General features: G+C 47.9%; 9 protein-coding genes. 1 reads left to right on the top strand and 8 read right to left on the bottom strand.

Annotation, left to right across the window (positions count from 1 at the left end; all coding sequences use genetic code 11):
• Positions 1 to 190: 190 nt before the first annotated feature.
• Positions 191 to 1,477, bottom strand: a complete 1,287-nt coding sequence (locus MHH50_RS07905; RefSeq protein ID WP_076141355.1) for a Gfo/Idh/MocA family oxidoreductase — start codon at positions 1,475 to 1,477, stop codon at positions 191 to 193.
• Positions 1,478 to 1,624: 147 nt separating this feature from the next.
• Between MHH50_RS07905 and MHH50_RS07900 the strand changes: the two genes are divergently transcribed.
• Positions 1,625 to 2,452 carry a helix-turn-helix domain-containing protein gene (locus MHH50_RS07900; protein WP_076301920.1) on the top strand — a complete coding sequence of 276 codons (828 nt, stop codon included), beginning with the start codon at positions 1,625 to 1,627 and terminating at the stop codon, positions 2,450 to 2,452.
• A gap of 7 nt (positions 2,453 to 2,459) precedes the next feature.
• On the opposite strand, the gene MHH50_RS07895 is transcribed toward MHH50_RS07900, so the two are convergent.
• From MHH50_RS07895 to MHH50_RS07865, 7 genes are all read right to left on the bottom strand, one after another.
• The gene (locus tag MHH50_RS07895; RefSeq protein WP_340034171.1) at positions 2,460 to 2,630 is read right to left on the bottom strand and encodes a hypothetical protein; all 171 of its coding nucleotides are present in this window, start codon (positions 2,628 to 2,630) and stop codon (positions 2,460 to 2,462) included.
• 446 nt (positions 2,631 to 3,076) lie between these two features.
• Positions 3,077 to 5,296, bottom strand: coding sequence for a glycoside hydrolase family 88 protein (locus MHH50_RS07890; RefSeq protein WP_249267793.1), 2,220 nt, complete (start codon positions 5,294 to 5,296; stop codon positions 3,077 to 3,079).
• Positions 5,297 to 5,311: 15 nt separating this feature from the next.
• Complete coding sequence (locus MHH50_RS07885) at positions 5,312 to 6,583, bottom strand: FG-GAP repeat protein (RefSeq protein ID WP_076142506.1); 1,272 nt, start codon at positions 6,581 to 6,583, stop codon at positions 5,312 to 5,314.
• A gap of 27 nt (positions 6,584 to 6,610) precedes the next feature.
• Positions 6,611 to 7,420 (bottom strand): polysaccharide deacetylase family protein, encoded by an 810-nt coding sequence (locus MHH50_RS07880; RefSeq protein ID WP_076280517.1) that lies wholly within the window; start codon positions 7,418 to 7,420, stop codon positions 6,611 to 6,613.
• A gap of 21 nt (positions 7,421 to 7,441) precedes the next feature.
• Positions 7,442 to 8,149, bottom strand: a complete 708-nt coding sequence (locus MHH50_RS07875) for a DUF1961 family protein (protein WP_340034170.1) — start codon at positions 8,147 to 8,149, stop codon at positions 7,442 to 7,444.
• 27 nt (positions 8,150 to 8,176) lie between these two features.
• Positions 8,177 to 10,804, bottom strand: coding sequence for a hypothetical protein (locus MHH50_RS07870; protein ID WP_340034593.1), 2,628 nt, complete (start codon positions 10,802 to 10,804; stop codon positions 8,177 to 8,179).
• A gap of 38 nt (positions 10,805 to 10,842) precedes the next feature.
• Complete coding sequence (locus MHH50_RS07865; protein WP_081386502.1) at positions 10,843 to 13,257, bottom strand: helix-turn-helix domain-containing protein; 2,415 nt, start codon at positions 13,255 to 13,257, stop codon at positions 10,843 to 10,845.
• Between the last annotated feature and the right edge of the window lie 26 nt (positions 13,258 to 13,283).

Below are 13,283 nucleotides of genomic sequence, written 5' to 3'. Positions count from 1 at the left end.
CTACTTTTATTTTTTGTGCTGTCTACTTGACGGGGTGCAGTTCATTTTGGAGACAGCCTTTTATTTTCACTTTTTTTAGCTCAATCTAAGAGTAGAAGTTGGCTTAACATGTGGACAGAGCGGAGGGCCCTCCGGGATTCTGGAGAAACGCTCCCTACGAACCCAAAGCCGCTTGTTCATAAACGGGCTACTACAATTTTATTAACTGATCTACCTTAACTGGAAGTCCAGTAGCTATTGAACGATTTGCCGCAATCCCGGTCATAATAGACAACGCTCCGTCCACATGGGATGCTGCACGATTAAAGCGATCCTCCAGCGGACGTTCAAAAATATCACGCAGCATCACAGGATCTCCGCCTCCGTGCCCCCCAACTCCTTCTTCAATCTCCACTTCATAAGGTGCTGCGAAATGAGGGAAGACCGTGATCCGCTTGTCTTTTAACGCCCCTTCATCTTCCTTATTTCCTCCGGCATTTACATAAGACTGTTCGACGACCTTTACTTCCATCCGCCCCTTGGTCCCATTAAATACCACAATGAAACCCTCCCAAGGCAGATAAGCATTAAGTGAATAATTCATAATCGTCTTATTTTTGTATTTGACCATAACCGCCATCGTATCCTCAATGCTGATATTATCACCGAACACACTTTGGTCACGCAGGTAGCCATCCTCATGCTCCGTATCCAGATACATCTGCTTTAACTGCTCATTATCTTTAAGATGCAGGGCAAACGGATCATTTTCCGCCGCACTGCTACCATGAGCACGCTGATAAAACTCAGTCACCCCGCGCTTCTCCGCGTTTTCTCTGCCATAAAATCTTAGATCACCCATCGCATAAATCGTATCTGGGCGCGAACCCAGCCAGAAATTCATCAAATCGAAATGATGTGTGGATTTATGAACCAACAGACCTCCGCTGTTCCGTTTATCACGATGCCATCTGCGGAAGTAATCCGCCCCATGCTGCGTATTTAGCAGCCACTCGAAGTTGACGGAAAGCACTTCTCCAATCGCGCCGTCCATAATGAGTTCACGGATTTTGGTGTTGTGTGGGGCATAGCGGTAATTGAAGGTCACACGCAGCTTTTTCCCAGTCCGCTCAATCGCTTCAAGAATTTCCTGACATTTCTCTTCATCCACTGTCATCGGTTTCTCCGAAATAACATCGCAGCCAAGCTCCATCGCCCGGATAATGTAACGATGATGCGTGCGGTCAATACTCGTGACAATAACCGTGTCAGGTTTGGTTTCCTCAATCATACGGTCAAACTCATGAGCTTTATAGGTAGGAACCGCTTGATATTTATATTTTTCCTCCAGCAAACGGTTCGCATAATCCATTCTTGCTCCATTCACATCACAAAAGCCTACAATCTCAGAGGTTTCACGATAATTCGTGGTGATCTCACCATAAAAAAACTCCGCTCGGCCGCCGGTTCCTACGAAAGCATATTTCTTGTTGGACATCAGGATCACTCCATCACTTATTGATTTAAAAGCGTTTTCTTCTTATAGTGTATAGTATAAAATATATCTTAATCTAAGCGATTCTTAGCAGAAATAACAAAAACTTTGCAAATATTATCCTCATTATCAGAAAGGAGCAGATTTAGTATGGAACAGGAGCCTCAGCCTCCTTTTATAATTGAGCAAATAAAAAGAGCCGGTCCATTCAGCATGGATTCCGACCATTATCACGATACTTATGAAATTTATTATTTACTCGCCGGGGAACGCAGTTATTACATTAACAATCTGATCTACACCTTGCGTAAAGGTGATCTGATTTTTATTAACAAGAACGAGCTCCATCGTACCACCTCTAAAGGCTCTGCAAGCCATGAACGGATCTTAATTAACTTTGAGGAAAGCTTTCTGCAAAAGACATTGGCACATTTCGAGCTGCATTTTCCATTTATGGCTACACAAAGCTTGCTTTTGCGGCCCGGAGTACATGAGCAGGGGGTCATTGAATATCTTCTTTTCAGCATGCTAAAAGAACAAACAGAACCACGGACACAGCAATCCCCCTATCTGCAGACGCTGCTCATCCAACTATTTATTGAAATGAACAGAATACAGGAAATAAGCCGCGAGCCCATTGCCCCTGAGAACAGTGAGAAGCAGCTAAAAGTCTACGAAATTATTGATTTTTTACAAACACATTATGCTGAAAAGCTTACATTGGAGCGGCTATCTGAGACTTTTTTCATCAGCAGCACCTATCTCTGCCGAGTGTTCAAGCAGACAACTGGCTTCACCATCGTAGAATATCTAAACTACATTCGGATCAAGGAAGCCCAACGTCTCTTGCAGAGCACCAACGCTAAAGTTACGAACATCGCCGAGGATACCGGCTTTGACAGCATCGCCCACTTCGGGCGTGTGTTTAAACAAATCGTTAAACGTTCGCCTTTGCAATATCGCAAGCAAAACCGCTGATCCACAGCTAGAAATCACAACCGATTCTCTCTGTAGCCGCTCCGTCGATCACAAGTACCTTATGTGAACTGCCATGGGCATACGGGGCATCAGGAGCATCGGGGGCATCAAGAGCATCAGGAGCATCGGGAGCATCGGGAGCACCGGGAGCACCGGGAGCATCGGGAGCATCTGGCATCTGGCATCTGGGGCATCTGAGCAACAACAATACCCCGTCACTAGATTACCTTTTCGCGCGAACAAAGCTCATGAGGCTATCGGACCCAGTGGACCTTATTCGCAGCATAATCGCTATTTTGGGATTTTATCGGACCCCATAGTCGCTATTGGCATAAAAAGCTACCTATATTAGCCGTTTTCGAAGCAATAACGTCACTGGAGTCCGAAAATGGCCCCAAAAGGCGATAAATCTGCAAATAACGTCATCTGAGTCCGCATAACTTTGTCTAGCAGGAGTAATCGGCGGTTTCGGGGGGCCGGGGGGACCGGGGGGGGTTTCGGGGTTTCGGGGGTTTAAGCAGCACTGTAACGCATAACAAAGAGCAGCGATCCCCACTAATGGAGTATCGCTGCTCCGCTGTAATTTTGTGATTAATACGGTCGTCTCATTCCTCATCATGCCATTCATTTTGCTTCGTCATGTGATTTCATTTCCAAATCTCGTACGAGCCTGTGAACCTCAATTCCGGCCAGCAGCACGATGCCAATCCCATGTGTATCGTTTAATTGCCAGGTCAATTCATCTTTATAATACAGTTTGTTAAACGAATAACCCGAACCGCGGCAGACACCGTAAACATTGCCTTGTTTGTCAATACAATAACGGGTTAAGCCACTCCAGCCGTTGATTGCAGAGGTTACGTATGACTCTGGTTCCAGCAGCCAACCGCAGCGTACGCCTCTAGCAAAAGCGTAAATAAACATAGAGGTACAAGAAGCCTCCGCGTAGGACTCAGGATCCGTCAACACTTGATGCCATAGGCCCCGCTCATCTTGCAGCTTAAGATAGCCTTTACTAAGCTCGCGGAAATAATCAAGCAAATCAGCTCGCAACGGATGTTGCTCAGGCATAACTTCAAGCAGCTCAGTCAGCGAGAAAATCACCCAACCATTACCTCTGCCCCAAGGCACGCCATTGGGTTTATTAAACTTATAATCATACACATGATGCATAATGCCAAGCTCCGGCTGGAACAGCCGCTCCTTGTAATGTAAAAACTGCACCGCCGCATCATCAAGATAAGCCGCATTTCCGGTCATTTCATAATATTTGCTTAGAAATGGCGTGCTCATATACAGATCATCACACCACATCGTCTGCTGCATAAAATCAACTGTGCCACTGGTCCGATACAAAGCTCCGTCAGGCAGCCTGCTCTGCACTTTAGTAATGTAATTGGCAATTTCAGCAGCAGCTTCCGGTGCGCCCTGTAGTGGACGAAGCTTATGTGCTTCCAGCATCGTTGCCCCGAAGGATCCGCAGTCGTCCAGCGAATCCATCAGCGCCAGCTGATGATTGATGCCCGGAGCGCCATAACGTACAAGGTCCCATAAGGCATATTTATGCAGCCCTGTACATTGCTCAATATGGTGTTGTGCATATTCGGCATAATGGGGGGCCTTAAGCTCTACTCCTGTTCTCAGCAATCCGTACAGGGTTACGCCTAGAGGGTAATTCCAGCGCCCAAACATAACACTCTCCAAATAAGGCCTAACCCAGCTATTCGGTTGGTCTACACGCCAAAAGGTTACTTCATCCGCTTCCCCAAATAAAGTATCCATAGAGGTCAGTTCTAAGACTTTCGGCGCTGCCTCCTTGGTGAACAATCCAAGGTACAACCATGGATCAGTTAATCCTTTAACGGGATATGGTTGCACGAGACTACTCTGAACACCACCAGACCGTACGTCCAGTTCAAATCCCCAATTCCCCTCTCCACAGATGGACTCCACGACCAGATCATGTAGTCCATAACCAAGCTCCAGTTGGATATCAAGCATACCTTTCACGTTCTGATGCTCAGCTACAAGTTTCCCATTCACATAGATAGAGATTTCAGCCATTCCACGATAGCTACCATGCAGACGAATGTCGTCTTTCTGTAGGCTGTTAACTTCCAGCTTACACCAAGCATACGCCTTGGCTCCCAGCATTTCCCCAAATATGCGTGAACAGTTGCCAGTTGCCTGTTCCTGTGGCGACCATTGCTGTGTCGGAAACCAAACGCAGCGAGCTGTCATTTGCTCTTCAGTGAATTCAGCTTCCAGCCAAGCTGCCCAAGATGTCTGCTGGGGTCCACTATAAATCCAACCTTCACAACCGCTTAACTGCGCCGTTGGAGTAAGAAAGTGTACTGGTGCACCTTTGACACTGCCCGTTCCAAAAACCCCTCCGCAACCTGTACCTGTTGCAACATACTCCAGTACAAGATGGTTCCAGCCTTTACCCATGCTCGCCCGAAAAAACGTCCTTCTGTCCGGAAACACATCATCATTTAGATTGGAGCTAAACACCAGCCGTCCATTTATGTAAACCTTAACTGGACTATAGCAACTAACTGAGAAAGGGGCATCTACCTCATTGTCACTCCACAGCTTTCCCCATACATATACGAATTGTCCTGCCGCTAGCTCCGGCAGTCGTTCTTCCAGATTCATATCGTAACGGCAGTCGCGGAGCCGGTTGAAACCACTCTGCGAATGTACCCGGTACACCGGAGGCTGCGGGGGATAGGCACCGATAAAACGGCTGGCCACAGCGGCCAGTACATTTTCGATTTTGCCCCCATTATATTTGGCAATACAATCAGGATCAGGAAAGTATTCTGTAATATAAGTACTCACTAAGCGTATCCTCCTTCACACCGTTATTTCTCCACCGGGATACAGCGTCGAGTTGTACAATCTTTTAGGCTGAGGTAACGATTTCTCGGAGGCACAGGTACTAATATCTATCCACTCGCTTGAATATACCGTTGCGGACTCATCATTATAAATTACAACCTGTTCCCTGCCACATCCCAGAAGATCGCCGTGAACGGCATAACCTTCCTCCTTGAATTCAGCTACAACCCGCATATGTCCATCGTACAAAGCAGGATATACTCCGCCTCCCCGGCGGTACGCGAGAATATAATCCGGAGAACCCGCTTGCCAGTTGCTCACGGCTTCAACTATAGTCAGCCAACCGTCGCTTGTACGTTCTTCTTTCCAAAGTTCCTTGCCATTACAGTCTAGAAGAAACAACGCATCCTTGCCCTTCAGCCCTTTGCCGTCATCTTCGCGGATCATTCGGTCCAGCCCGGCAACCTGAAGGCCAGGCAGTTCAGGCCGGAATCGGCCTAACGCCAGATGCTGTGACTCGATAGAGCCGTCATAACGCCAAAGCTCTTGTCCGTCCCGGTCATACATCACCGTTACGCTTCCGCCGACAACCAGTTCAGGATAGCCATCTCCATTCACATCGCCAACCCAAATACAGTCCGCATGGTCGTCAAGATCATGGCAACTCCATAATAAATCACCTTTAGAATCAAGCAGATCATAACCTGCCATCACTTGATCCTGTCCATTTCCATGAAGATCGTGAACCCACGGATAATGTCCTACATTGCCTTTATGCGTCCATAATAAATTGAAATTCTGATCCATGGCCCACAGTTGATGATAACGGTCCTTCAGAATGATGTCGGAAGCGTGTTCTTGCCCTGTTAGATTGGCGATGATAATACAATCATGTGCATGTTCAGCAGGTAAGTCGTATATCGACTTAACCGTTCCTGTTGAACCTTCAAGAATATGAAACCGTCCATCCATTACACATAATACTTCCAGCGCCCCATCACCATCTAAATCATAAATTTGCGCTGGATAATCCGAGCCTTGGCTGCCAGCGTCAGGATCGGGTGTGCCCACCTGCCACAGCAGCTTGCCATCCATATCAAAAGCAGTCAGGCATTGCACCTGATGGGGAATATAACGTACATCCTGGCGATTATCCGGCTGAACCAGCAGCATTTCCGCACGTCCATCCCCATTCAGATCGCCAATAAGCATTTTGCAGCGTGGACCGGCAGCGGAAATATCTACTTTTGCCAGCTGATAGACTAATTGTGTGTCCTTCGTTTTCATTAGAATCCTCCTGTCTTCTCTCTTCGATTAGATCTCCGGGAAACGGATGGTTTGTCCGCCTGCTACTTCTATAATCAAACCGTCGATTTCCAGCCAGACAGATAGCGCTCCCGGATTATATACAAAATCCCGAGCAGCGGAGAAAATAAGGGCTTCACAAGCCTTCATATAATGAACGAGTTCAATATTTGTCGCGTACCAGATTTCCTCTAGTCCTCCCACTGCTTCACAGAAGCTTTCCATCAGCTCCCAGTTATTATCGTTATCAAATTCATAACTATGGCCCCACACATACATCAGATATAAATACTGCCGTTTATGCAGCTTCACGAACTGCTCCGCATGCTCCAGCAAATGATCATTATGATGGCAAGTCCCCCGCCATTCCAGCCAATCCTCCGGCAGCCCAAAGCCGCCGCCAGTGGTCTGTACCACACGGGCATATTCCATGCCTAAACGAGGCAAAAGCTTCTTTATCTCCTTGTTAAAGGAACCGTTAGGATAAGACATTCCCCGTATCGGCACCTGGAGCAGCGTCTCAAAACACTTTCGATCCTCCATAATCTCATGGATGATTTGCTCCTGCGGACAACGGGCCATCGTCGGATGGTGTTGCGTATGAACAGATACCTCATGTCCCTGGTACAGCTCAGTTATTTCATCTGCCGTAATACGATCACCTTCACCCAGCAGGCCAGAATTGAGATGAAATGTTCCTCTAATCCCATGGCGGTTAAATAGTCCTACCAATCTTTCGTCAGCCCGTCTGCCGTCATCATAGCTCATTGTAAGCGCCTTATGTCTGCCCTCAGGGTAACAATAATAAATAATAGACATCAATCTGAAGCCTCCTTCGCATTACTGTCCAAAAACCGTCAGATTTGAGTATTCAGCCATCAGGGGTGCCATCTGTCGGAACCCAATTTTCCCGCCTGTCAGTAGCGGCCCATAGGTTTCACCATCATCTATCCATGTAAAAATCGGCAGTTCATTGATTGCAAAAGACAGCATAGGACCACGCTTCACCACTAACATCCGGTAGGGCTCAGTCATGTCGCTTACGTCCGGAAGCGGATCGGCTGCCTGCATAACCAGATGAAAACCATAGCTTTTACGCAAATTACAGGTATGAAATTCACGTTCTTCCACCCAACGCCTGCGAAAATACGAGATATGATACGTGTCTATCTGCCCGTGATGGTATTGATCATATTCACCCGTACGACGAGCAAGCGTGGAATCAAATAAATCCTTCCCACCCTCTCCTTTGGCCGCTACAAACAAAATCGCCAACCCCGGCTCACGCAATGGGCGGAAATTCCAAGATACGGCGAGGTCTGCCGGGAACTCTTCTGGACACCAGAGAACGACATTTGCTTGTTGTCCGGCCTCGGCATGGATAGTACTCTCCAGTCTCATTCGCTGCAAAGGGAAGGAAACCGCTCCCGCTCCCTCCATCTGGAATCCAGCGATATCACTAGTTGAAGCGAGGGGATTATGGTAGATTGGTTTCCATGCTTCAGGGATCAAACCACCTATACCCGTGTCCTGCATCGGCCTAGCCATAAAACATTCCTCCCCACAATGAAGCCTTTAATTCGCGCGTTCCGGTAAAGCACTACCGATTAATTCCAAGGCAATGATCGTATTTAAAGACCACTGCGAGGCTTCATTTGTATTCATCCAATCGATCTCATTTAACTCAGTCATATAAGTGACCCGATCAGCTTCCTCCTGTAGATTCACACAACCAAACGGATTCTCCAGCAAAATCGACCAGCACCGCTCTGCCGTCGCTGGATCCTTGCGGTAATATGCTCCATATGCAGCAATGGCTACGCTGAGTACAGGATGCTCAAAACGGAGTTTTCCTGAAATCAACCCTCCCGTAAATGCGTCCTTCTCTTCTTGTGGCAAATTATAAAATACACCGAACTCAGCCAGCATATCTTCCCAGTCCGGGTCCTCCAGCATTGCCGCCAGCTCGAACCACACCTGCGGACCTCCCATGCTAATCGCTAGATGACGCCCCCAGTTATCGTCGCCCATTCCTGACAATAGGCCAGTTGCCGGATCATAACCATATGTGGGACCAGATAATAGCCGTAAATTTGCCCTTTTGATGCAATCCATGCCTGTTATAATCTTGTCACGATAAGCGGTATCCTCGAACCGCTCCCAGCGGGTCATCCAATTAGAGCTAAAGGCCGCCCAGTCCGGACCCACCCTAACATGAGTCGGGAATTCATCCTTCGGAAAATACGCCCGCATCGGGTCCAGAGTAACTGTTGAATAATCAGCATCCTTTACACTGTCCATAATATCGCCGACCCGCTCGTCTCCGGTCAGATAATAATAGTAGCGATGCAGACCCGCCATGGCGATACGAGCCTCTTTGCAGCCGCAGCCCCAGTGGATGACATTATGCCGCGAGCCTAGTCCGGCGTATTCGCCAAAATGATATACATCTACCTCACTCGTATGCCTGGTCATAGCTTCGGCCATACGGAACACATCCGCTCTCCCGGACCGGAGAAACGTTACCCACAACCACATATTTGGCACCAGCTCGGAATTCTGCCAGGCGCAGCCACCGAGATCATAGTTCCATACATGTCTGACCGGATCGTAGCTGTGCATGAAATCTCCGTAGTCCCAAAAACCGTACCATTTGCGCTGCTCGATCTCTTCCTTGTAAAAGGAGATGATCCCGTCCAGCCGCTCTTCCAGATATGCCTTGGCTGGCGTGCTCCGATCAGGCAAACTCCAGAAACCAAAAGCACCCGCTTCATGATAATAAGTTGGTTCGCAAACCAGCAATGAAGGTTCTTCAGCTTCTGCCTGCATCCGCTGCAACAATTCATGCCCGGGAGTCTGCGCCGTACACCAGAATGTTAGCTCGCTAGTATTAGCGATACCAAATGGAGTGGCCCGTAATTCTTCTGCACCTTCATACGAGGATTCCACATGTGTTTTCGTATCATAATGCCGCAAGTCCATAGCTGCCGCATCAGGTGACCAGAACCAGACAGTAAGCGCTGCCGCGTCAGTGGCAGTGGAACCAATCTCCATTCCTGCCGGATGCTTACGCCAGAAATTCTTCATCCCGACGGCTAGCCCTCCGCCCTCTGCCCCAACATAACCAAGTCCACCTGCCCGGCGGCCTTCTGCTGCCTTGATCCAAGCGCAGCCATCCTCTGTCCGCTTCCAGATCCCATAATGCTCGGAAGAATCTTGAACCAGCCGAAAGCTGCCCCAAGTGGCGGAGTCATCCAATAATTTAAGGAAATAGGCATCCTCTTCTGGATTAAATTTCACAGCACATCCTGCTACCTGATCGAGGAATAAATCACGGTACTTACCTTTGGTTCGCCGTGTATGCAACGTCTTAGGAGACTCGCTAAACAAGCCGCTATCTCCGGCAAAACGAACATGGCGGTTGTAAAGAGGTCCACGCAGCGGCACTGTGAATTCTATTCCCAATCCTTTAATAAAATCCTGCTGTGGATTACCGTCATAATGAAACGTATGAACTAATCGAATAGACTCCAGCCCAGCATAAAAATATAAACGTAACGTATATGGAAGCCACTCACGAGCACTGTGCGAAGCTTGGTGAAGTCCATCTAGCTTCACCACTGCGCGAACAGGTCCGCCCTGTTCAAGGATGGCCCTTAACGTTCGTCCTGCGAATCGCTCCTCACGTATGCTCAGGGTGCCAGCACCCTCATCTCTCTGTTCACGTATACATACAAGCTCGCCATTACTGCATACTTCGGTTCCTTCCGTGTCCGCCGGATTTCTGCGCACAATACTGCGGATAAGACCCTTCCCCTGCTTGTTAACCGTGCAAATAATAACACCTGTATCTATAATGAAAGCTTCCTCTGTTTCCTGCACAGTTAGTCGCTCAGTCACTTCCGTAGCTGGAGTCGCTTGATTTATTGTCATTGTCGCTAAGGAATCCTGCTGAATATCCGAATTTTTGTTTACTGCCGAGTGCGTGGACCATTTGATGCTCCCGTCTGGCCAAAAAGCTGCTGGCCAGCTTTGCAGCGGCACATGCTTTTCGTTCTTCGGCATACTTAAGCAGAGATTCTTTAACGCTTCCCTGTCGAGCGCTCCTTTTTTCCAAGGAACCCCCCAGGTAACACCCACATCAATAGCGGGCTTTTTTAGCCAATGCAGGCCAATCGGCAGAGCCGTAGGCACAACAACCATCTCCTTCATACGTTCTTCGCCGCACGTTCTCTTTACTTTTAAAGAGCTTCATTATTATGGCTTAGCTCTCTATAGCGGCTTGGGGTTATTCCCTCTTGTTTCTTAAAAATCCGGTTAAAATAGCTATGCTGATAACCCACTTGTTCAGCTACATCGTTAATTCGCAGCGAGGTATCACGCAGCAGCTCCTTGGCTTTATCAAGCCGTAATTCGGTCAGATAATCGATGAAATTTTTCCCGGTGACCCGTTTGAATGATTTACTCAGTAAAAATGGGCTGATCCCTGTATAATCCGCACATCCATCCAGCGAAATATTATCCATATAATGCTCATTGATATACATCATGGCATGCTCAATCGTCCGTTTGATTCCGGCATCAGAACGCTCACTCAGCTCCGTCAGATACGGTGCGACTACCTTTTCCTGAAACCAGGCAAGGATAAGCTTCGGCTCATGAATTTGCGACAGTGCCGCGTACAGATTAGCCCCTTTGAACAGTTGGTTTGGATGAATGCCTGAGACCATAATGGCGTGCTGAATACTGCCTAACAAATGAAGCATGCCCTGCTGCACATCAATCACTTTTGCCCCATTGGCACACAGTGCCTCCAGAAATTCCTCCAACAGCCGGTAAGCCTCTTCCGCTTCTCCTGTGCGCAGGGCCTGAATCATTCCGCGCTCCAAAGTGAACGAATATTGCGGTTCTGGCGTACTTTGCCCCTCACGATCCAGTAGCTCCATATTAATAATCTGGTTCTCACCACCAAACTGGCGATAACTAGCGGCTTGCTTCGCAGCCTCGAACGCTAGCGGAATACCGGATATCCTTCCAACCGGTGCACTAAACGCCACTGTTACCCTCATTTTTAACATGCGATTAATCGTTCCTGTCAGTTCTTCGCTAAAGGCTTGCACCGCTTCCAGCGATGGATTCGCAACGGGTTCGATAAGAAGTAATCCTGCCGTGAGATCATGGAAATTGATAATATCAGCCTGCTTAAAGTGCTCGGCAGACAATTCTCCGATAATATTGACGGCGGCGAATGATACAAGACTTTCATCACCGTTGCGGAACTTCCCCTCCTGGCTGGAGATGCCTGTAAGCTGAATATAAAGAATAATATAATGACAATCCTCTACTTCCCACTTAAAGCGCCGCATCCGGCTTTGCAGATCCTGCTCAGAATAAGAATATAAATACCCCTGAAACAGCTGATGCAGAAAGCTTTCTTTCACATGTGGAAGCTGCTCGGAAAGAGTGTACTTCAGGGCATGGCTCTCCCCGTGCAAGTTCTGCCAATGCCGTTCAATCAGAATGAACTCATCCTCCCTACTCGCAGCCGCCGCTTGGTCAGGCAACAAAGTCTGCAGCAAACGTCCTATCGGTGAATAGATTTTACGGGAAGCAAACCAAGACAGAATCGCCGCCAGCAGCAAAGCACTAAAGCTAACTAAAAATATCAGTCTTGAAATGAAGACGACAGGTGAAGTTATGCTGGTTATCGGTGAAGCGGACACATAGAGCCAGTCTGCGGAGAGTCGGGAAAACTCACCATAAGTCACTGCATATGTAGCCTTACCCCAGTCGAAGAGAAAAGAGGACTCAAGATTTGACTCATGGTTCGCGCCCCGTTCCACAATCTCATTATGCAATGCGGTAAGTAAGGGAGAATCCTCGGCACTGTCTCCAGCAGATACGTACAAATCCCCCGTCGTCTGCAGCAAAAATGTCTCGCCGCTATTATAAGGTGTCATAGTTCGTAGCATCGCAGCTACTTTCTCCGTATCCATGCGGAGCAAAAGAGCCCCGAAGGGCTTCAAGCTTCCGCCCGGAATATGATGGACAAGCGTTAATTCTTTGACATTTGGTTTATTGGGATCGAATGCCCACTGCGTCCAATAGGTGCTTTGTTCAGTATCAATCAATTTGTCATATTGACCAGAAACCATGCTGGAGTCAATCGTGCCATATTCGGGATTAAATAGTAATGGATGATCTCCTGATAGATAGAGTTCAACGTTACTCGTCATCGTGTTCGAGCCCTGCATCACTACGAGTGTCTTCGTAATATCCCAAGCCCGCTCATGATCCTGAATAAAATCAAGGCCATTCAAGCTGTAATCAAACTTGGGATCAAAAGCCCAATGTGCCAGCATCAGCTCCAGATTGGACAGCTGATCATCAATATTAGCCGCCCGCTGTTCAATCTGCCTGTTATGCATCTGCAGCAGCTCGCTCTCCAGACGTCCCCCTGCCATCCAGTAGACAAGCGCACCAATAATAAACCCCGGAATGGATGACACCACCAGCATAATGATCAGGTTTTTCCGATAATACCGGCCTTTACAGCCTGACCAGCCTTTTGTATAACGCTTCCATTTCGCCACATTTCTCATCACTATGCTCTCACCAGCCGAATCGGATAAATTTGAAGTGCAATCGAACCACATTCGTTTTGCTCCTCAGATCCTTTCCA

This window comes from Paenibacillus sp. FSL H3-0302 (assembly GCF_037982245.1).
In the GTDB taxonomy this organism is placed as follows: Bacteria; Bacillota; Bacilli; order Paenibacillales; family Paenibacillaceae; genus Paenibacillus_AQ; species Paenibacillus_AQ odorifer.
This window is presented reverse-complemented; position numbering and strand designations above follow the sequence as displayed.